Origin of the sequence: Colwellia sp. MB3u-45, assembly GCF_014077005.1 — a bacterium.
GTDB lineage: Bacteria > Pseudomonadota > Gammaproteobacteria > Enterobacterales > Alteromonadaceae > Cognaticolwellia.
This window is the reverse complement of record NZ_JACGVC010000036.1, coordinates 23,451-45,791: the sequence shown is the minus strand read 5'-3', so window position 1 is coordinate 45,791 and position 22,341 is coordinate 23,451. Positions and strand designations below refer to the sequence as shown.

At 38.6% G+C, this 22,341-nt stretch carries 21 protein-coding genes; 4 read left to right on the top strand and 17 right to left on the bottom strand.

Annotated features, from left to right (window positions below; translation table 11 throughout):
* Positions 1–499: 499 nt before the first annotated feature.
* From H4J41_RS02200 to nhaD, 5 genes are all read right to left on the bottom strand, one after another.
* Positions 500–1,159 (bottom strand): tetratricopeptide repeat protein, encoded by a 660-nt coding sequence (locus tag H4J41_RS02200; protein ID WP_182135069.1) that lies wholly within the window; start codon positions 1,157–1,159, stop codon positions 500–502.
* A gap of 39 nt (positions 1,160–1,198) precedes the next feature.
* Complete coding sequence (locus tag H4J41_RS02195) at positions 1,199–2,002, bottom strand: thermostable hemolysin (RefSeq protein WP_182135071.1); 804 nt, start codon at positions 2,000–2,002, stop codon at positions 1,199–1,201.
* A 380-nt stretch (positions 2,003–2,382) separates the two neighbouring features.
* A complete protein-coding gene (locus H4J41_RS02190; protein WP_182135073.1) occupies positions 2,383–3,237 on the bottom strand; it encodes an MBL fold metallo-hydrolase in 855 nt (284 codons plus the stop codon).
* A 243-nt stretch (positions 3,238–3,480) separates the two neighbouring features.
* Positions 3,481–4,554: a DNA polymerase IV gene (dinB, locus tag H4J41_RS02185; RefSeq protein ID WP_182135075.1), complete on the bottom strand. Its 1,074-nt coding sequence runs from the start codon at positions 4,552–4,554 to the stop codon at positions 3,481–3,483.
* 406 nt (positions 4,555–4,960) lie between these two features.
* Positions 4,961–6,382: a sodium:proton antiporter NhaD gene (gene nhaD / locus H4J41_RS02180; RefSeq protein ID WP_182135077.1), complete on the bottom strand. Its 1,422-nt coding sequence runs from the start codon at positions 6,380–6,382 to the stop codon at positions 4,961–4,963.
* A gap of 536 nt (positions 6,383–6,918) precedes the next feature.
* On the opposite strand from nhaD, the gene H4J41_RS02175 reads away from it, so the two are divergent.
* A complete protein-coding gene (locus tag H4J41_RS02175; protein WP_220460873.1) occupies positions 6,919–8,157 on the top strand; it encodes a HupE/UreJ family protein in 1,239 nt (412 codons plus the stop codon).
* Positions 8,158–8,420: 263 nt separating this feature from the next.
* Here the strand turns inward: H4J41_RS02175 and nqrM are convergent, their stop codons facing one another.
* From nqrM to H4J41_RS02115, 12 genes are all read right to left on the bottom strand, one after another.
* A complete protein-coding gene (nqrM, locus tag H4J41_RS02170) occupies positions 8,421–8,642 on the bottom strand; it encodes a (Na+)-NQR maturation NqrM (protein WP_182135079.1) in 222 nt (73 codons plus the stop codon).
* Positions 8,643–8,744: 102 nt separating this feature from the next.
* Positions 8,745–9,788, bottom strand: coding sequence for an FAD:protein FMN transferase (locus H4J41_RS02165; RefSeq protein ID WP_182135081.1), 1,044 nt, complete (start codon positions 9,786–9,788; stop codon positions 8,745–8,747).
* 163 nt (positions 9,789–9,951) lie between these two features.
* Complete coding sequence (nqrF, locus tag H4J41_RS02160; protein WP_182135083.1) at positions 9,952–11,178, bottom strand: NADH:ubiquinone reductase (Na(+)-transporting) subunit F; 1,227 nt, start codon at positions 11,176–11,178, stop codon at positions 9,952–9,954.
* An 80-nt stretch (positions 11,179–11,258) separates the two neighbouring features.
* Positions 11,259–11,882 (bottom strand): NADH:ubiquinone reductase (Na(+)-transporting) subunit E, encoded by a 624-nt coding sequence (gene nqrE / locus H4J41_RS02155; RefSeq protein ID WP_182135085.1) that lies wholly within the window; start codon positions 11,880–11,882, stop codon positions 11,259–11,261.
* A gap of 6 nt (positions 11,883–11,888) precedes the next feature.
* A complete protein-coding gene (locus H4J41_RS02150; protein WP_182135087.1) occupies positions 11,889–12,512 on the bottom strand; it encodes an NADH:ubiquinone reductase (Na(+)-transporting) subunit D in 624 nt (207 codons plus the stop codon).
* Positions 12,512–13,324: a Na(+)-translocating NADH-quinone reductase subunit C gene (locus H4J41_RS02145; protein WP_182135089.1), complete on the bottom strand. Its 813-nt coding sequence runs from the start codon at positions 13,322–13,324 to the stop codon at positions 12,512–12,514. The genes H4J41_RS02150 and H4J41_RS02145 overlap by 1 nt, the downstream gene beginning before the upstream one ends.
* A complete protein-coding gene (locus H4J41_RS02140) occupies positions 13,317–14,519 on the bottom strand; it encodes an NADH:ubiquinone reductase (Na(+)-transporting) subunit B (RefSeq protein ID WP_182135091.1) in 1,203 nt (400 codons plus the stop codon). The genes H4J41_RS02145 and H4J41_RS02140 overlap by 8 nt, the downstream gene beginning before the upstream one ends.
* A gap of 2 nt (positions 14,520–14,521) precedes the next feature.
* On the bottom strand, positions 14,522–15,859 hold the full coding sequence (locus H4J41_RS02135) for a Na(+)-translocating NADH-quinone reductase subunit A (RefSeq protein ID WP_182135093.1): 1,338 nt from the start codon (positions 15,857–15,859) through the stop codon (positions 14,522–14,524).
* 529 nt (positions 15,860–16,388) lie between these two features.
* Complete coding sequence (gene fabV / locus H4J41_RS02130; RefSeq protein ID WP_182135095.1) at positions 16,389–17,579, bottom strand: enoyl-ACP reductase FabV; 1,191 nt, start codon at positions 17,577–17,579, stop codon at positions 16,389–16,391.
* A gap of 414 nt (positions 17,580–17,993) precedes the next feature.
* Positions 17,994–18,215, bottom strand: a complete 222-nt coding sequence (locus H4J41_RS02125) for a hypothetical protein (RefSeq protein WP_182135137.1) — start codon at positions 18,213–18,215, stop codon at positions 17,994–17,996.
* 383 nt (positions 18,216–18,598) lie between these two features.
* Complete coding sequence (locus H4J41_RS02120) at positions 18,599–18,922, bottom strand: BolA family transcriptional regulator (protein WP_182135097.1); 324 nt, start codon at positions 18,920–18,922, stop codon at positions 18,599–18,601.
* 147 nt (positions 18,923–19,069) lie between these two features.
* Positions 19,070–19,645 carry an alpha-ketoglutarate-dependent dioxygenase AlkB gene (locus H4J41_RS02115; protein WP_220460872.1) on the bottom strand — a complete coding sequence of 192 codons (576 nt, stop codon included), beginning with the start codon at positions 19,643–19,645 and terminating at the stop codon, positions 19,070–19,072.
* Between the two features lie 138 nt (positions 19,646–19,783).
* Here H4J41_RS02115 and H4J41_RS02110 point away from each other — a divergent pair, with 138 nt between their 5' ends.
* From H4J41_RS02110 to H4J41_RS02100, 3 genes are read left to right on the top strand one after another with little or no spacing between them, the layout of a single operon-like run.
* Positions 19,784–20,923: a methyltransferase gene (locus H4J41_RS02110; RefSeq protein ID WP_182135098.1), complete on the top strand. Its 1,140-nt coding sequence runs from the start codon at positions 19,784–19,786 to the stop codon at positions 20,921–20,923.
* Positions 20,924–20,953: 30 nt separating this feature from the next.
* Positions 20,954–21,523, top strand: coding sequence for a YajG family lipoprotein (locus H4J41_RS02105; protein WP_182135099.1), 570 nt, complete (start codon positions 20,954–20,956; stop codon positions 21,521–21,523).
* Between the two features lie 37 nt (positions 21,524–21,560).
* Positions 21,561–22,142 (top strand): peptidylprolyl isomerase, encoded by a 582-nt coding sequence (locus H4J41_RS02100; protein WP_182135101.1) that lies wholly within the window; start codon positions 21,561–21,563, stop codon positions 22,140–22,142.
* Positions 22,143–22,341 lie beyond the last annotated feature (199 nt).

Here is a 22,341-nt window from a genome sequence, read left to right as displayed (position 1 = left end):
TCTGCGCCCATAGATTGGATGCTAAGAGATGTAGATAAGGGAGGTAGATAAGAGAGGGGTATTTGCTTTTTATGATCATTAAATGAGTCTCAAAACAAATTAAATAACGTTAGGTAAATGCAAATTTTTGAAGTTAGCTGTCGACCTAACAAGGTCAACTAACGGGTGAACAGTTGACCTTAACAAGCACTCGAAATTTCAAACTTGTACTTCCGCAAAGCGCACAAAGTGATCGTTAATAATTCAAAAGTGTATTGGCGGCAAAGCAGACCATTATATGCTTAACGGCATAAGTAGGCTTACATTGAAAAAATGTTGCTAGCTTTATTTGGCTTCTACACTTAATACAAATTATCATTTCGCGATACCTCAACGGTTTATTGACTAATAAGATGCTGAGGAGTCGCCATAGCATCAGCGCCTATCACTTATCTTGTAGAAAAAAACAACTTGAAACCATTATCTTTCAAGCTGTTAAAATCATGCTTAACGATTAAACTTAATGCTTCGCTATACTTTTATTCACTTTGGCAAGTAAAACTAAAACCTCTTGCTGTCTAAATTTATCAGCACTGGCTCGGTTAACTCGCTGTGGAGCCGCTTGTGCTAATAATAGGTGCTCTTTTGCTTTTTCATACTGGTCTTGCTCAAGATAAAATTCAGCTAAGAAATAGTTAATATCAATCCCCGTAGGATTCATTTTTACAGCGGCTTTAAGATGTTGTTCAGATTTGTCATCATCGCCAAAACTCAGTGGCCAGCCAGGTACTTTGAGGTAAAGAATACCTAAACTGGTGTGAGCAGAGCCTTGTAAGGCGGTTTCATCCAGAGATAAAGCTTTTTCAAAAGCACTTTTAGCATCATCGGCTAAAGAAAGTGCTCCCAAGCCACCTTTTGCCCCCGCAAAACTAGATTGTACAATACCATGCCAAATCCAAGCTTCGGCATGGTCAGGGAATTCAACCGTTAGTTGTTTTGATTGCTGCTGTAACTCGGTAAAATCGTTTTTTTGTTCCTTTTGAGTTTTAACATAATTAGCTTCTACCCACTGTTGCTGTATGGCGAGTAGTGCGTCATCAAAATTAAGCTTACTGATATTATTCGCGTATACGTTACTTACAAGGCAACAAAGGAGTGTTAATAATGTGAATTTTTTCATGGTAATACCTTTTTATTAATCATATAAATTAAAAGTTGTTTAACCTAGTTGCTGACATGTTTGGGCAATTTGTTTATCAAGTGATTTAAACATTGCTTGATACATCGGCAGTCGGTCTATCAAAGCAATAACATCGGATAACGACACCGCAATAACCTTTGGATTAGTGGCATAATAACTGCCCCAATCATCAGTCGATGTTTGAATTTTATTCTGGTAAGCGTCACCAAGGTGAGTGCAATGCACTCCTGATTTAGCCATTAAATTAACCACCTTTTCTGTACCTGAAAACACCATGTATTTATAGTTTAGATAAAACAAAGAAACGGCTGTGATCATAAATAATGGCAGAGTGAACCTTTGATTATTACTAAAAAGATGGCCTATTTCGACAATATCTTTTCTGTCGATATTATTTTTTACAAACACAGCTTGTTGCTCAATGGCACCGGAAAGGTATTGCTCAATAAATAAATCGTCTTGACCACTACGAATGCCTAAAGCCGCCTTATAAGTACCATTACACAGAGCCAACAAATGAGGCATAGTCACTGAAACTTTCGCCTGATAACTCTTGAGGAAACCTTGTTTGATAAATTGCTCAATCTCACTTCTTTGCTTACTGCCCAAGGCCGCAACTTGAATATCAAAATTAAACTTTTGCTTAACAAGTGAATTGTTACTTGTTGAGTGGGCACTTGGTGAATTGGTACTTGGTGAGTATGGCTTTGGCGTAGTCTTGTTTGACAACAGCTCAGGCGATGTCAAATTAACTGAATAATCTTGATATTTTTCAGTTGAAGTTATCTCGTGTACTTGATGGCTTGAAATTGTGTTTAACATTATAACTATCTCCTGAAAAGTTTATAATGTCATTCTATTACTCAAATCTTAAAGCAAGCTTAAGTAAGCTAAAATTATGTTAATAAATCATCTTATTTTTCACTTTAATGTTTAAGTAACTTAAGCACAAACGTTAAGTTCGATAAGGCGTTAGTGATGCAAAAATTATGATCATTGAGTAATGGCCATACCCCCCAAACATACCTTACAACCTGTAAATTCTACGCATAAAAAAAGGGCTATTAAAAAGCCCTTATAGGTAAATTATCTCTAGTCGGTTAGCTGAGTTCAGTTTTGTTGGACTTTTTATTCACACGGCCAAGAATTATAACTCACCTATCACTTTGACTCAGCACCTATGACTTTAAGTCAGCAAACTATTACTTTAAGTCAGCAACCAAGGTTTTCAGCCACTTCTCTTCAGAAATAAATTCCCAAGACAAATGCTGATATTTTTCACCCATACCTTCGTTAAGTATTTGCTGTTCAGATTTTCCGGCAGCAAGTGCCGCAGACACTTTATTAATACTAAACTCCATCATTGTCGCAAAGGCTAGCATATGGCTCTTGTCGGTTAACTTGCCATGGCCTGGAATGATCACCACATCGTCAGGTGTGTTTTTAAGCATGTACTTAACATTGGCTAAATAGCCTTTAACACTACCACCACTTTCTAAATCGATATAAGGAAAACCAATTTCAAAAAATAAGTCACCGGTATGTAATACGTTCGCTTTTTTAAAGTAAACATAGGTATCGCCGTCAGTATGGCCGCTCGGTAAATGTGTTAGCTGAATTTCTTCGTTAGCTAAATAAATAGTAATACCATCTTTGTAGGTTACCACCGGCAAACTTTCTACTTCATGGTCGGCTTTGCTGCTCAACCGGCTGCGAACATTCTCATGGGCAAAAATTGGCGCTTTATGTGAAAAAAACTGATTACTGCCAGTATGGTCGCCGTGATAATGCGTATTGATGATATATTTAAGTGCTTTATTCTCAATACCTTTCATTGCTACTTCAATTTTTTCAGCTAATGGGGCAAATTTATCATCAACTAATAGCAAACCTTGTTCTGTGGCTAACACGCCAATATTACCACCTGGACCTTGCAACATATAAACACCGCCTGCAGCGGGTTGCACAGTTATATCGGCATCAGCCATTTCTTGCGCATGCAATGAAACACTCAATAATGTACTCACGACTGCACTGACTAAAAGTTTTTTTAACATGATTTTCCGCCATTTTTAATATGATTAAACTTGAGAATTCAAAGCATAGGTTAAATCCTATTAATAGCTCTAAACTTCTGTCATTTAATTGTCGTTGGTATGGGTATTAGTTGATATGTATTGTTTTAGTTGATATGTATTGTTTTACTCTATTTGACCGTACTTAGATCACTTTGCCCTTGCATTATACTTTTCAAAGGCAATAAAAATCTGACACTAAATTAACAAAAATACAACACAAGACTAAAATAAGGCTAGCTGACTTTGCTTATCATGACTGTGTTGCTCAGTAAAACCCAATGACAAGCCTATCAAACGCACCTTTCGATTATTAGATCGGGTCATAGCTTTTTGTAATAATTCAATAAAAACAGCTTCAAGACAAGCTTTTGATTTTATATCAACCGTTGTTTGCTGAAAGTCGGCAAATTTAATTTTTACCGTTTGTTTGCTAATTTCACGATCAGCATACTTGGCTAAGCGCAGTTGCAGTTGACTAAATAAACTTGTTAATATCGCCTGACATTGTTCAATGGAGTCAATATCGTCTGCCAGAGTAGTTTCAATTGCCAGTGATTTTCTCACCCGTGAGGTTTCAAGTGCTCTGTCATCTATACCAAAGCTACGTTGGTATATAACGTTAGCGAATTTACCGACTATAGTGTGTAGTTTTGCTACCGAACTCGCTCTTACATCGGCGCAGCTTTCAAAGCCAAAAGCTTTTAGCTTTTCACTGGTTTTTGGCCCAATGCCTGGGATTTTTTTCAGCGCTAAATTAGCCACAAAAGCACTGACATTTTCTGGCGTAACCACACATTGGCCATTGGGCTTATTTTCATCGCTCGCAATTTTAGCTAGAAACTTATTGGGCGCAATACCAGCCGACGCGGTGAGATTAAGCTCGTTATAAATATCACGGCGTATTTGTTCGGCAATTAAGGTAGCGCTACCATAAAACAACGGCGAATCAGTCACATCAAGATAGGCTTCATCTAACGATAAAGGTTCAATTAAATCAGTATAGCGGGCTAATATGGCGCTAATTTGTTGCGATACTTGCTGATAAACTGACATACGGCCATTAACAATAATCAGTTCAGGGCAAAGGGCTTTCGCCCTTGCGTTTGGCATAGCAGAGCGCACACCAAACTCTCTCGCCTTATAGTTACAAGTACACAACACACTACGCGGCCCATTGCCACCAACAGCAATAGGCACATGACGCCACTGGGGATTATCACGCATTTCAACCGCGGCATAAAAGCAGTCCATATCGATATGAATTATCTTTTTTTGCGGTGGCTTATCTTTAAACATTTACCATGCCATATAAATAAATTAATTAATTAATGTAAGATATAACAATACAGACCATGACTGTATATAAACACAGTTACTTTACCATTTATTAAGCTAGCGTCAATATAGTAAAATCAAACAATGAAGAAATGGCTTAAATTATCAATATAAATCATTATAAGATGTTGAATGCTAATGGGCGTAGGCCGTAGTCAAAGCATCAATTTGCCTCAAAGAATTGTTAAAATGAAGACTGAGTTAAAGAGTGATTAAATAGAGCCAAGCCCCTTTTCTGGTTACTCATTGAAGTGATTAGTTACTATATTAAGCGGCAACCTAGCTAAGGTTAACTACGCTTTAGGCGTAGTAACAATAGCTAGTTCGACACCATATGTTTTTCAGTTAAGCTAAACTGAAAAACATATTAACCATTAATCAGAAAGTGTACGCCAATACTTGCCGCGTAACCTAGGGCAATAGCCCAACTCCACTTTAAGTGACCCATAAAAGAATACATACCTTTGGTTTGCCCCATTAACGCCACACCTGCCGCTGAGCCAATTGACAACAAACTGCCGCCAACCCCTGCGGTCATGGTAACTAATAACCACTGTTGAAGATCCATCACTGGGTTCATACTTAACACCGCAAACACTACCGGAATGTTATCAACAATGGCTGATAATACACCTACGGCAATATTGGCGTAAGTTGGGCTCCAGTTACTGTACAAGGCCTCTGAAACTAAGCTTAAATAGCCCATAAAGCCTAAACCACCCACACACATAACAACGCCGTAAAAGAACAGTAAGGTGTCCCACTCTGCCCGTGCTATTTTGTCAAAAATATCAAAAGGTATAATATTGCCAAGCTTTTTCAATGCTTCTGCATCGTTTTCAGCTTCGGCTTTATTACGTTTTTTATCTAAAGAGCGTGGTAGGCTCATACGTAAATAAAAACCAAAGAATTTTAAGTAACCTAATCCCATCATCATACCTAACACGGGTGGCATATTAACCACACTATGGCATAACACGGCTGTTGCAATGGTCAGCACAAAAAGTGCGACAATTCTTTTTGCGCCTCGCTTTATTTGGAAAGCTTCACTGACGACTGGCGTCGACTTTTCATTGGAAATGAAAAAGCTCATGATGATGGCGGGTACTAAAAAATTGACCACTGAGGGAATAAACAAAACAATAAATTGTTCAAACTTAACTAGCCCTGACTGCCAAATCATTAAAGTAGTAATGTCGCCAAACGGACTAAATACACCGCCCGCATTAGCCGCAACAACAATATTAATGCAGGCTATATTGATAAACTTTTTATCCTTCGACGCCACTTTTAATATAATGGCACACATCAACATGGCGGTAGTTAAGTTGTTAGCAAATGAAGAGATAGCGAAGGCTAAAATACCGGTTACCCAGAACAACGATCTAAGGCTCAAGCCCTTAGAAACCATCCATAAACGCAAGCCATCGAAAATACCTCTTTCTTCCATCGCGTTAATGTAGGTCATGGCCACAAGAAGAAATAATAATAACTGCGCATATTCAAGTAAGTTATGATTAAAGGCTTCCTCTGCCTCTAAGGGCACTCCATGCTGGGTGTATACCCAGCCAATAATTAACCAAATAACACCGGCGGCAACAAGCACAGGTTTTGATTTTCTTAAGTGGATAACGTCTTCGCCAATAACCAGTAGGTAGGCGATTGAGAATAAGATAAGGGCAGTGAAACCAAATATCGAGTTGGTTAAATCAATACTGCCGTGACCTGAGGCCCAAGCAGTCGCAGAAATACATGAAAGTAACAGAATTAATAATATTTTTTTAAACATAAGTACCTAATGAACTCAATATTGTTCTGGTTATTAGCGTTGACCAATGACTAAAATGGCTGTTTTATTGGCTTATACTATTTTCAAACTTAACTCGGCTGTTTATTGGCTTTTTAAGGTATCAATTTGATCTTATTAAGCGAATAAATTAGCGCTGATAAGTAACGAATAAGGCCCTCTGCTTTGCTAAATCATTTAAATTTTAGCAAAGCAGAAGTGTTGCCCACAGTATTATAATCTGCGATATAACATTTTGGCTTATATTATTTTTAAAGTTTTTGCTCTAAATCATAATATATCGCAAAGTTTGTCACTTTCCTTCGGCATGATAAACAATAAGCTTTAGGTTTAGGTTTAGGTTTAGCTTTTATGTTTGTCCATTAATAAGCGCTAGCTAGTAGTAAAAAATAGGTAAAGGAGAGGTAAGTCGTGATATATAAATGTAGAAGTATTCTCTTCATTTTAAAATCACTGTTAATTTTATAAAAGATGCGATAGCTTAGCGCTATTTTTTTCTCACCATAAAGGTTTTTATTTTGCATACGCGAGCACTTTTTCCGCTATATATTTTTATTATCTTATTTACCACAGCACTTTTTTCATGTGCTAGCTCTGCCCATAGTGATGATATTAATAAGGCAACGTTATCCTTAGATAACAGTGAACATTATCAACTTGTTGTTACGGTAGACTTGCTGCATTTACTAAAAAAACATCTAGAAATCTCAGGTGATGACGCTAAGGTGATTGGCGTACTCAATCAGCACTCGTTTGTTGAACAAAAAAAGCTACTCGAACATCTGCAAGTTATTTTGAGCCAACAAACTAGTCTGCATTTTACTTATATAAATGCGCATAAAAATATTCAAGGGAGCATTGACGCGAATAAAGACGGGAACATAGACAGGAACATTGAACAAAACCTAAAGCACAATATCGCGCCCTTTAAAGGCTTACAATTACAGCATTTAAAGCGAATATTATCTCAACAAGCCGGCTTAGCTGAATATAAAGCACAATTAAACGTAACCGGAGATATTCCACAAGGGGTGGATGAAGTTGCCGTGCGATTTTCGCCATTATTGGGTGATATTGTACTGAAAGTGATTCGACCACAGCAAGAAATCATCCGTTCAGCAACCCTAAGTAACCGTTATAAAATTAGTTTAGCCAACGCCAACTTAGCGGCAAGTAACGCCATAGTACCTACAAGAATAAAACTTGCCACTGATTATATTTATCAGGGTTTTGTTCATATACTGCCACTGGGCTTAGATCATATTCTTTTTGTTTTAGCCCTTTTACTTTTTGCTAAACGTCGCTCAACTTTACTATGGCAAATCTCTGCATTTACCCTAGCGCATACCATTACCCTTGCCTTAGGTATTTACGGTGTTGTAGCCTTGTCCAGCGCAATTGTAGAGCCACTCATTGCCTTATCTATTGTCTATGTAGGCGTTGAAAATATTTACCGAGCACAAACAAATACCACTAGTTATGCACGTATGCCGATAATATTTGCCTTCGGTTTGTTACATGGTTTAGGTTTTGCTTCGGTATTAGGCGATCTGGGATTAGCGCAGAGTCAATATGCCTTGAGTTTGATCTCATTTAACATTGGCGTTGAACTAGGACAACTGACGGTTATTGCCCTCGCTTTTATGTGTTTATATCCCTTGAGGAGTAAAGTTTGGTATCAAAAAAGGTTAGTACTGTCGCTTAATGTTGCGATTGCTATTATCGCTATCTATTGGCTAATTGAACGACTTATTTAAGCGTTTTAGTTAAGTTATTAGCATGGTAAATGGCAGTAAAGTAGTTAACTAAGCATCGCGTTCTTTGACATCGAGCTACAAAGGTCTGCTAATGCCAAAGAAACTTCGATGGCTAAAAGCATCAATGGCTCAATGGCTCAAGTTATATTGCTCAACCTAAACAGAAAAAGGTGAGCTAAGCTCACCTTTGTTTAAAAATTATCTGATGTAAACTGCAGGTTTTGATAACACAATGCGCTAAAAACTTTACTTACCCCAACAGCCTAAATATTTTTCACGCTGATGTCGCCAATGGTTAATGCCGCAACTCGATCACGTTCTTGGCGCTTTTCACAAGGATCGTCACAGTTGCATGACTTATCAATACCAACGTTCGCTAGACCACCACAACTACCAGCAAGTGTTTTGTTCTGAAATATATAACCTACTGCCATTGCCATAACAATAACGAGAAAAAAACATAAGGTGATTAAAAAAATAACCATAATGAGTGCCTACCTATTTGATAAAACTTTAATAAGTTGATTATAAAAATAACTTTTAAATAACGAGAGTAACGTCAGTAACGTAAATAAACCCCTGCAAACCTACTTGAGGTACTGCATGAATTTTACCGTGCTTTGCTCGACAAAGCCATGATCAGTTTTCTCAATAATGTAAACCGCAAGATCATTAGCCTCTGCAAACGCCAGCGCTTTTTCTTCACCCATCACCATCATGGCCGTAGATAAACCGTCAGCAGTCATCGATGATGGATGAATTACCGTCACAGAAACCAGTTTATGATTAATCGGCTTGCCAGTTTTTGGGTCTATGATATGCGAAAATCGTTGGCCTTCAGCTTCAAAATAAATGCGGTAGTCACCTGATGTAGCAACCGCGTTATCTTTTGGCACAATAATTTGATGAACAGCACGTTCAGTACTTAAAGGCTTTTCAATCGCAACATGCCAAAGTTCACCGGTATGTTTAAAACCTTTAAGACGCATCTCTCCACCAATTTCAACAAGGTAATTATTGATGCCATTAGCCTCGACGAACTCAGCGACTAAATCAACGCCATAACCTTTGGCAATGGTTGACAAATCAACATAAAGATCGGGAATACTTTTACTTAACATGCCGTTTTTAAATGCTAACTTATCTAAACCCACTCGCGCTTTGGTGGCCGTTAATAATTCATTATTTGGTATGGTTTCAGGACGATATTCTGGCCCGAAACCCCATAAGTTAACTAATGGTCCTACCGTTACATCAAGCGCACCATTACTTAGCTCTCCTAAGCGCATAGCTTCTTTAATTACCCGAGCTAAACCTGCAGAGATATTAACTGGCGAAAGTGACTTTGATTGATTAAATGTTGATAATTCAGAATCTGTAATATAAGTCGACATTTCCTGATTGAGTTGTTTTAACTGTTTATCAATACCTTGCTGGATTTTAACTGCGTCTATGTTCTGACCCACCAGTTTAATATTATAGGTGGTGCCCATCGTATTGCCTTGCAGCAAATATTCTTGACGAGCAAGGTCATTACTGGGTGAACAGCCGCCTAACACAACTAGCATGGTTGTTATTAGCCATAATTTAGCGGCTAATTTGTGCTTGGTTAGGTTAAAAATATATTGCATCACAATATCCTTAATAAAAGTTTATTTAGCTAAAGCAAGCTGCGTCATTGATAAAAAATACCGCTTGTTTTAGCTAAATAAATTCAGTGATAAAGTTAAAAGCTAATAGGTATTAAAAAGGCGACCTAGGCCGCCTTTTCACTTAATGAATTCGCGAGCTTAATTAGCCACCGAAATCATCTAACATGATGTTTTCATCTTCAACACCCAGATCTTTCAACATATGAATAACTGCAGCGTTCATCATTGGAGGACCACACATGTAGTACTCACAATCTTCTGGCGCTTCATGGTCTTTCAAGTAGTTTTCATGTAATACGTTATGAATAAAACCTGTCATGCCATCCCAGTTATCTTCGGGTTGTGGATCAGATAACGCCACATGCCAAATGAAGTTGTCATTTTCAGCTGCAAGGCCGTTATAATCATCTTCATAGAACATTTCACGCTTAGAACGAGCACCATACCAAAACGATATTTTACGTTTAGTATGTAAACGTTTAAGTTGATCGAAGATATGTGAACGCATAGGCGCCATACCTGCACCACCGCCAATAAAGACCATTTCACTTTCGCCTTCTTTGGCAAAGAACTCACCAAATGGACCTGAAATAGTCACTTTATCGCCCGCTTTTAAGCTGAAGATATAAGACGACATTTTACCTGCTGGCAAATGTAAACGCCCTGGAGGTGGCGTAGCAATACGCACGTTCAGCATGATAATGCCTTCTTCTTCTGGATAGTTCGCCATTGAATAAGCACGTAACGTCGGCTCATCAACTTTTGATTCTACATCAAAAAAGCCAAAATGATTCCAGTCACCTTTGTATTGTTCATCGATATCAAAATCGCTGTATTTTACGTGGTGAACAGGTGCTTCAATTTGAATATAACCACCCGCGCGGAAAGGTACAGACTCACCATTTGGAATTTGTAACTTAAGTTCTTTAATAAAAGTTGCTTGGTTATCGTTAGAGATAACTTCACATTCCCATTGCTGAACACCAAAGATTTCATCTTCAAGCACAATATCCATATCTTGCTTAACAGCCACTTGACAGGCTAAACGACAACCTTCTTTTGCTTCACGCTTATTAATATGGCCTGATTCAGTGGGTAGCAGATCACCACCACCTGAATGTATTTCTACACGACACTGGCCACAAGTACCACCGCCACCACAAGCTGAAGGTATAAAAATACCTTGGTCAGCAAGTGCGCCTAAAAGCTTACCACCAGCCGGAGTTACTACCGACTTTTCTGGGTCACCATTAATGCTAATCGTAACGTCACCTGAAGAAACTAACTTAGATTTGGCAAGTAAAATCACCACTACTAAGGCTAGCACTATCACAGTGAACATCGATACGCCGAGAATAATAATTTCCATCGACTTTCCTTTAATTTTCTCTAAGGGTTTTAGCTAAGTCATTTACTCGCAAGTAAGTGTTCGCTAAAACCAACATAAACCTAAAGTGAAATACCACCGAAAGAAAGAAAGCCAAAGGCCATCAGTCCTGCAGAAATAAACGTAATACCTAGACCTTTTAAGCCATCAGGTACGTCCGAGTATTTCATCTTTTCACGAATACCCGCCATTAATACTATTGCTAACATCCAACCAACACCTGAGCCAATGCCGTAAACAACACTTTCACCTAAGGTTAAGTTTTTCGCTACCATAAACGACACACCACCAAAGATGGCACAGTTAACAGTAATCAAGGGTAAGAAAACACCCAGCGCTTGGTATAGCGCAGGAAAGTATTTATCTAATACCATTTCAAGAATTTGCACTAAAGCCGCAATCACACCAATAAAGGTAATAAAAGACAAAAAGCTTAAATCTATAGAGTCTTTTGCCTCGGTAACACCCATGACGCTATCTAACGCACCTGGCGCTAAAATCGCTTGATAAATGATTTGGTTAACAGGTACTGCGATGCCTAATACTACAACAACTGCAACACCTAGACCTATCGCCGTGCTAACATTCTTAGAAACCGCTAAGAATGTACACATACCGAGGAAGAAGGTTAATGCCAAATTTTCAATAAATATAGCCTTAACAAATATACTTAAATAATGTTCCATAACGACTTAATCCTTCTCTACTTGTTCTGGCCTGAACTGGCGAATTGCCCAGATAATTAAACCGATAATGAAGAATGAGCTAAAGGGTAAAACTAATAAGCCATTACCTTGGTACCAACCGTTGTTTTGCACCAAAGTAAACACTTCATAACCAAATAGTTCACCAAAACCAAATAGTTCACGGAAAAAAGCAACAACCATCAACACTGCACCGTAACCTAAACCATTACCGATACCATCTAAAAAGCTAACCCCTGGCTTTTCTTTCATCGCAAAAGCTTCAGCACGGCCCATCACAATACAGTTAGTAATGATCAGTCCGATAAATACCGACAACTCTTTTGATAGCTGATAAGAAAACGCTTTTAACACTTGGTCAACCAAAATAACCAGTGAAGCAATAATCACCATCTGTACTATGATACGAACACTGGATGGTATTTGATGACGAATCAGTGAAATAAATAAATTTGAAAAGCCTGTTACTAGCATGACGGCAAGCGTCATAACCAACGCATTCGCTAATGAGCTTGTAACTGCCAGTGCAGAACAAACACCCAGCACTTGCAAGGCGATCGGGTTATTATCAATAACAGGTCCAAATAATACTTTTTTAGTATCAGTAGCCATTAGTTCAATCCTCCAGCGCGGTAGTTAGTAATAAATGGACCATAGCCCTCTTTGCCTAACCAAAAATGCAATGTATTCTCAACACCATTACTGGTCAAGGTAGCACCAGACAAGGCATCTACGCCGTGAATATTGCCAGCTTTAGCACCACCTTTAACAATTTGAATCGCTATGTTGCCTTGTTCGTCAAACATTTCCTTACCTGGCCACAAAGCTTTCCATTTAGGGTTAAGTACTTCAGCACCTAAGCCCGGCGTTTCTTTTAGCTCAGAGTAGATAAGGCTTTTAACGGTATTTAAATCAGACTCTAAACCAATAAAGCCGTACATTAGATCCCATAAGCCAGAGCCAACAATAGGCAATACTATCGTTGATACCTTACCTTGTTCATCTTTAATCAAATAAACTACGGCATGATCAGCTTGACGATTTATACCCGCGATATCATTTTCAGGTATTGAGCTTTTACTGATATCACGCGCATCAGCACGTTCATCAAAGGTTTTAACATTACCTTCAATGACTTTACCTGTTGCTAAGCTAATCATCTTGGCATCAACATACTTTTCATACGTATCAACAATACTTTCAGATTCACCACCCAAAGCTTTAATATTTTCTGCTTTAAGCGCTATCGCTAATAAACCAGATGCTTCAAGGATCTTAGTTTGCTTATCAAGCAATTTATTGGCGGTTTGTAAGGGTTTTAAACCAACTGCAGCAATCGATACTAGGGCAGCACAAACTAAACAAATTATAAATACGAAACCAACAGTTCCGCCGAAAGTTTCTTTCTTTTTAGTATCAGACATTACGAGCAAGCCTCCGTTTGATATTTTCTTGAGCCATAAAATAATCAAGTAGTGGAGCAAACAAGTTAGCGAATAAAATAGCTAACATAATACCTTCTGGGAATGCTGGGTTAACCACACGTATCAGTACCACCATCAGACCAATCATTGCCCCGTACCAATATTTACCTTTATTGGTAAATGCAGCGGTTACTGGGTCTGTTGCCATAAACATCATACCAAAAGCAAAACCACCACTGACAAGGTGCCAATACCAAGGCATAGCAAACATAGCATTGGTATCACTACCGATGCTATTAAATAGCATTGACGTTAACACCATACCGGTAAACACACCTAAGACGATGCGCCATGAGGCAATACCTTTATAAAGTATATAAGCACCACCAAGCAGAACCATTACCGTGGAAACCTCGCCAACAGAGCCTGGGATATAGCCTAAGAAAGCATTCCACCAATCAGTACCAATGGTATAATCGTTTAGCCCTTGGCTTGCTGCACTTAGCGTTGTTGCTCCCGAGTAACCATCAACAGCAACCCACACAGAGCCACCAGAGATATCCGTTGGATAAGCAAAGTATAAAAATGCACGACCGGCTAATGCTGGATTTAAGAAGTTTTTACCTGTACCACCAAATATTTCTTTGGCAATAACAATACCAAAAGTAATACCTATGGCGGCTTGCCATAGTGGAATAGTTGCCGGTAAGATCAAAGCGAAAAGCACTGAACTAACAAAGAAACCTTCGTTAACTTCATGTTTGCGCACTGAGGCGAACAACACTTCCCAAAAACCACCGACAACAAATACTGTGGCATAAATAGGTAAGAAGAACACAGCGCCGTAACACATCATGCTGAACCAACCAGATTCTACAGATAAGCTACCGCCCAGCATTTCAAACAAACCTACTTGCCAATTATCAGGTAAAGCGTAACCGGCCGCTAATGCGTCAGCCGCTTGGAAACCAATGTTGTACATACCCCAGAACATAGCAGGGAAAACCGCCAGCCATACTGTGATCATAATACGTTTAAGATCCATACTGTCACGAATGTGAGTTTGACCTTTGTTCACTTGGCCAGGCGTAAATAGCCCTGTTGCGACCGCTTCGTAAAGCGCATACCAAGTTTCAAATTTACCGCCTTTTTCAAATTGCGGTTCAATATCTTCAATAAACTTTTTCAAGCCCATGACTAACCTTCCTTCTCAATTGTGGTTAGGCAATCACGAAGGATCACGCCGTAATCTGTTTTGCCTGGGCAAACAAACGTACACAAGGCTAAATCTTCTTCATCAAGCTCTAAAGCACCAAGCTGTTGCGCTCTGTCGGTATCACCGGCACATAAATCACGCAATAACAATGTCGGTAAAATATCTAACGGCATAACACGTTCGAAATTACCAATAGGCACCATAGCTCGAGAACTGCCATTGGTTGTAGTCGTCATGTTGAACAACTTCTTAGGGAAGAAGTGTGACATGTACGCACGCGTTACTGAGAATTTATTAGGTCCCGGGTACATATAACCAATAAACTCTTTTTCTCTACCTTCAAGGATCAGACAGATTTGCGTGTGATAGCGACCTAAGTAACCTTTAACGCCTGAGGCAATTGCGCCTAATAACAATGAACCCGAAACGACACGTAACTCACCATCAAGTGTTTCATTAGCAATAATTTCTGCAACATTTGCACCTAATACGGTACGAACCAAGCGAGGGTTCTTTGCAGCAGGACCGGCTAAAGAAATAATACGACTGCTATCTAACTCACCAGAAGTAAACAAGTTACCAATCGCGATTACATCTTGATAGCCAGCATGCCATGCAACTTTATCAGCACTAACAGGCTTCAAGAAATGCATATGTGTGCCAACTAGACCCGCAGGATGTTTTCCAGCAAATTCATTGACAATAGCAGATGAATTAACCGCAATATCACTACCTGGCGCTTTGCTGACAAAAACTTCACCGTCAGTTAAGCGCGCAAGCACAGTTAAACCGTTGGCAAATGCGGCACTTTGCTCAGCAATAATGAGTGCTGGATTGGCGGCCAATGGATTAGTATCCATAGCGCTAACAAATATGGCAACAGGCTTCGCATCTACCGCAGGAACTTTACTAAATGGACGTGTACGTAATGCCGTCCACAAACCTGAGTTAACTAGGTTTGCAACAACATCTTCACGTGCAATAGAGTTGAGTTCGTTAGCTGCATAACAAGTAAACGTTTCTTGCTCATTGCCACCAATTTCGATGACAACTGATTGCAATACGCGCTTTTCGCCACGATTAATTTCTTTAACAACACCTGAAGCTTGAGCTGTGAATTTAACGCCAGGATTCTTTTTATCTTCAAAAAGTGCCTGACCTTTTTTAACGCTTTCTCCAACCTTAACAAACATGGTTGGGCGCATACCCACGAACTCTTCACCTAATGTTGCAACAGTTTTGATGGACGGACCATCATGGATTACCTGCTGGGGGGTACCTACTACAGGAACATCCAGACCTTTTTTTATTGTAATCATAAACACTTGCACTACTTTTGATGGGAGTAATCAAAATCAATTTTTGAGCTATTTAACCGCACTTTCTGTTGCAAAACATCACAACAATGAGCGCAGACAATTAACAAAACGACTGATTTCAGTGTATTTCAGCAAAGTCTTAATTTATTTTTGATAAATCAAGGTTCACTGGCTCTAGTTAAAATTTCTGGCGCGATTCTAGCACAAAACCACATTTTGATTCTATCTTAAGCAGCACAAAAAATAACAATTTAGTCGAATAATCTCTAATTCGGCTAATATTAGAACGAAATATCATTTTTTAGTAGAAATTTACTACGATACAGCATCAATTCCAGTTAAAAATTGACTCATTATTCTCTGCAATAAAGTGCTAAACAAGCAAAATTATAAAGCATAAATAACGCCTAATCGACATAAAAAAACCGACAAATTGTCGGTTTTTTTAATCACAGAGATTAGGTTACTCATTTATCATGCACTAGCCTGTATGACTTTCAGCATTAAATCTCATGTAATTTGCAACAAGTTACAATAAGTTATTGATCGCCAATTCTGGATTAATATCTGCGTTATAATCGACGCCAGTTAAGTCAAAACCAAATAACTTCAAAAACTCTTGATGATAACCAAGGTAATCGGTTAACTCATCGATAGTGTCGCTATCAACCGTATTCCAAATATCAGTGACACGTTTTTGCACGCTGTCTTCAAGTTCTTTGTTATTTTGACGCAAACGCCCAGCTTCATCAATAATAGGTTTTTTGCCGTATATATTTTCTCTAAACAAGCCTTGAATTTGCTCAATACAACCTTCGTAAGTGCCATCAGCTTTCATCACTTTAAACATGGCTGAAATATATAATGGCATAATAGGAATTGCCGAACTGGCTTGTGTTACCACGGCATTAAGTGACGTAACATAAGCTTCGCCCTTAATATTAGCTGTTGTCGCTTTTATTGCTGTTGACGCGCGATCTAAATCTTCTTTTGCACGACCAATAGTAGCATGTCCGTATATTGGCCAAGTTAATTCTTTACCAATATAGGTATAAGCAACGGTTTTAAAACCATTAGCCAGTACACCCGCATCGCCGAGAGCCTTAATCCAAAGCTCCCAATCAGCGCCACCCATAACGTCGATAGTGCCTTGAATTTCTGCTTCTGTAGCCGCATCCACTGACATTGTATCAATCGTACGTTTAGAGGTATTTAAGTTTTTCGTCGTAACACTTTGACCAATAGGTTTAAGTGCTGATGAATAGACTTCACCCGTATCCGGATCCGTACGACGTGGCGACGCTAAGCTGTATACAATCAGGTCAATTTCACCTAATTCTGCTTTTATAGCGGCAATAGCTTTTGCTTTAATTTCATGAGAAAAAGCATCGCCATTGATATTTTTTGACCACAGGCCTGCTTGATCAGCCGCCGCTTGAAAAGCAGCCGTATTATACCAACCCGCTGATGCGGTTTTTCTTTCTGTTGGTGGCTTTTCAAAGAAAATACCTAATGTTTTAGCGTCATTACCAAAAGCCGCTGTGATTCGAGATGACAAGCCGTAACCTGTTGATGCACCAATAACTAATACGTTCTTAGGCTTATCATCGGCTTGAGGCTGACTTTTTACATAAGCAATTTGCTCATTAACATGCGCTGCACAACCGGCAGGATGGGCATTAGTACAAATAAAACCACGAATTTTTGGCTTAATAACCATAACTATACCTTCTTAGTGTCACTTCAAAATCCCAATAACATACAACACCAAGTAGTATCGTGATACGGGGTTATTCAAAGTAACAATTTGAGTTTGAAAAATGCTTAATTAAAATTAATTAAGCTTAATTTACTGTCTACAAACAATTTGCCGACTAGTTTACTCTGGCTTGACCTCTTAAGAGATGCGACCAGTGGTGAAACTCAGTCATGCTAGACAATACTTGACTACAACCAACGATAATATTCGACAAAAACTGACAACATTGTTAAAAAATCAACGATTTTGATCATAATTTTGCAAGGTTAATTTATTATACGCTCGCATAGATGCTAAAAATTCACTGTATGACTGCCATACGCGGGCAAAATATTTATCTGCTTTAACCTGTTCTTTAATCAAGGCGTTCTTATGCTATTTTAATGCTAACATAACTTCAGCAGGCATTTGACGTAATTGCACATTATGCGCTTTAATCAGGGCTTTTAATGCCATATTTTTACGGGCTTCTGCTAAGGTTGATTCATTTACCGCATTAACAGCCACTTCAATAATACTATGCAAATCAACAGGCAAAGCAGCAAAAGCTTGTTGGCTAACTAAAAACGCTAAGCCAGTGCCTGGCTCATGACATATTGATGATTAATACTAGTCTGCGGCCTGATAAAATTCGGAAGCTACTCATTGTATAGCTTACACAGCAAAGATCTTTAATATCGACATTCATGGTTCTACTAATGCCGTGGAGCCATAGCCTGACATAGCTATAAACCACTCAATAGAGCGATTACCTAGATGGCTAGGAACTGCGATGTGATCGCTGCATACCCTAAGTCCTGTACATCGCTGCTCTTTCACATCCATGTGACCGCTGCATACCCTAAGTCCTGTACATCGCTGCTCTTTCACATCCATGTGACCGCTGCATACCGTACATCCTGTACATAAAAACACCGCTAATATGACATTAACGGTGCAAAATATAATAGCGAGTTATTTAACAGCGATATACGGATAATTTATCCTGTTTTTTTGCTACCGCCTAAGCATTTAGGTGATAAAGGTGTGTTCTCAGCGTAATAGTTTTTCCACTCTTGTTCAGTATAAGTATGTAGGGCTAGTGCATGTATTTTATCTGCAAGCTCTGTCGCTAATAATGTGTTAATGGCGCGATGGCGCTTAATCAAACGTTCGCCTTCAAATTCATCTGAAACAATAATCACTTTAAAGTGCGACTCGCTACCCGGTGCAACATTATGCATATGACTTTCATTAATTACATCGAGATGAAGGGGTGAAAAAGCAGCAAGTAGTTTTTCTTCAATAATAGCTTCGATTGTCATAATATTTTCCCTAAGGTTGATCGGCTAATGGATCAGTTTTAATTTTAGTCGTTACTGATAATTATGCCATCTATCTAGGCGACTGACAGCGTTATTTTAACTATTATTCTTACTAGTTAAGTTTTTTGAAAATTGCCAAAATAAACCTTAGAGACATATCTTTCGAAAGGTCAGGTTGATGCGTGGCGCTATTTCTTTACTTCTTTTAGGTAGGCAGTGTTGCCAGTATTTTTGTGTATTTCCTCGCATAATCAGTAAGCTACCCGGCCTAAGCATAATGTTTATTTTTTCTTTAGTGATAATATGTTTAAGTTGAAATTCACGTTCTGCGCCAAAAGATAACGAAGCGATAGTTGGCATTAGACCTAATTCAGGCTCATCATCACTATGCCAGCCGACACTGTCATCTTGATTACGGTATAAATTTGCTAATACCGCATTAAACTCATGGTCACAATAGTCGCTAACTTTTGCTTTCAGTGCCCGTAAACTTTCTGTCCAAGGTTGGGCTATCAAGGTCATATTTGAATAACGGTAACTGAGATTATTATCACCATACCAAGCTTGTAATCTTGGTATTTTCATCACTTTGCCAAACATTTTAATATCATCATGGCGCCAAGCTAACTTTTGCTCAAGTTGGTGAAAAAACAGTTGTGCTTTATCTGCAGCATAAAAGTTTTCGATATAATCTATATCAGCATCAGGAGATAGTATTTTCAAACCAATAGCTTCCTTATGATGTTTTAATGATGAGTTTGTCTTATTTAACGCTATTATCTCGATAAAATCCGCAATTAACTAGCTCGTAGTGATAAATTTTGTCACAATATCAGTAACGCCAACCAAGTATTTATCACTATGATCAGCCCTTTTATTCTCAATGACAAAAACCTTTTTCTCGATCGTTTTCCAACCGGCCAAGTCAATCGAAGCTTGCAAGCATGGGACGCCGCTGATGAATATATAATTAGTTACGTAGAGCAACAACTATTAACTAGCTCAAAACAAAACATTCTTATTTTCAATGATAGTTTTGGCGCTATAAGCTGCAACTTAACTGAGCAGCAGTTGTATTGTGTTAGTGACTCATTTTTAAGTCATCAAGGTATTGAACTTAATCTAGAACAAAATGGTTTATCAGAAGAAAATATCACCCTGCTGAGCAGCCTAGATGATTTACCTAGCGATATTAACATCGTGCTTTATAAAATTCCAAAAAGCAAAGGCCTACTTTGCCAACAACTGAGCAAAATAAAACAGCAGCTGAGTAAAGATGTTATTTTTATCGCCTGCGATCGCGCTAAGGAAATTCACAGTTCGACACTTAAATTGTTTGAAAATTACTTAGGCACAACAACAACATCATTAGCGGTAAAAAAAGCCCGCCTAGTTTTTAGTCAACTCGATAATGACAAAGCATTATCGGCGGTTTTTCCAACCTCATGGCCATTAGAAAACACCGATTTCACCCTACATAATCACGCCAACGTTTATGCTCGAGAAAAACTCGATATTGGCGCGCGTTATTTTATGGAAAATTTACCCAATGTTGCTGCAAACACTGAGGTTATCGACCTAGGTTGTGGTAATGGTGTTATTGGCTTACAGGTATTATCAAAGCAGCCCGCAGCGCAAGTGCACTTTATCGATGAGTCTTACATGGCGATCGCATCAGCAAAATTAAATATGACTGAAAACTTACCCTCAGCTATTGAACAGTGCCATTTTCTAGTCAACGATTGCTTAACCAGTGTTGAGGGCGGCAGTGTTGATCTTGTATTATGTAACCCGCCATTTCATCAACAAACCGCCACCACAGATCATATCGCGTGGCAGATGTTTAAAGACAGCCACCGGGTATTGAAAAAAGGGGGTGAGTTACGCATTATTGGCAACCGTCAATTGGGTTATCATATAAAATTACAACGTATTTTTGGCAATGAAAAGTTGATTGCCAGCAACGAAAAATTTGTCACTATTTCAGCAATAAAACGTTAATTTTGTCACTTTAATTCTAAAGGATATAAGATGAAATCAAGTATAATAAAGTTGCTACTTTTAAGCGCTACTAGCTTGTTATTTGCCTGTAGTGCGCCAATAAAGCAGGTTATTGTCAGCCCTGAAATCAATGTAGGTAGCAGTGATGCCTTCCAACAAAAGCAAGTGCAATTACGCTTTAGTGATTTGCGCCGCTCAAACCATGTCGTGCAAATTTTACGTGCTGGCGAAGCCACACAGTTATATTCACCTCAACAGCGCATAGTTGATATTGTATCTACAGCACTTACCCCAGCATTAATAGCTAATGGTCTACAAATACAGCCGCTAGCCGTTAATCAAGTGGACGTTATTATCGACAATGCCTTGGTCAGTGTACAACAACAATTGTTAAAATATAGCGCCAGTAATCAAATGAGTTTTCGTGTGATTGTCAATAATGGCAAAAACACTTTAACAAAAACATTTAAAATTACCGGTACCAGCAATGGCCCTCTAAAAGCAGACCTTGCGGTATTAGAGCGCGACTTTAACCAACAACTGACAAAGTTATTAAGCCAAATAGTGCAAAGCGAAGAGTTGCAGCAGTTTATTCAATAGCACAATAACTTAATAACCGAATGTCGAGAGAGCCATAATGAAAATTTTTTCAGTGATATTATTATTACTTTCATTCACCTGTAGTGCCAAAAATTTAGCCATTGATCCTGATAATTTATTCCCACGAGTTAAATTAGAAACCTCAATGGGTATCATTATTGTAGAGCTTGATAGAATACGCGCTCCCATTACTGTCGATAATTTTTTAACTTATGTGGTTAGAGGCGAATACAACAACACTATTTTTCATCGTATTGTGCCTGAATTTATTGTCCAAGGCGGAGGCTATAGCCAAAACTTTGAACTTAAAAAAGTGGATAACACCATCATAAATGAGTCAGGCAATGGTTTAAAAAATGTCATAGGCACGATTGCCATGGCAAAAGAGAACCGTCCTCATACCGCAAATAGACAATTTTTTTTCAACGTGGCAGATAATAGCAGTTTAGACCCCGGCAGACATTGGGGTTATGCGGTTTTTGGTGCCATCGTGGAAGGTCAAGCAGTGGTAGATGCTATGGCCTTAGTGAAAACAGATTATAATGGCGAAATGGGCTGGGAAGATGTGCCTATTGAACCTATCATGTTAATCAAGGCCATTTTATTGCCTGCTATCTAAAGCCCTTATCCGAAATTGATTCATTATATACTGGGCTGATTGGTTTTTATCAACGCCCTCTTAATAATAAAATAGATGATGAATAACATTACCTTGATATAAAACACACTTTTCAAATAGTCTTTTGGTTACTACATCGCCTTTTAACACCCCCCATAAGCCACCATTGAACAACAGATCAACGTTGACAATTTGAATT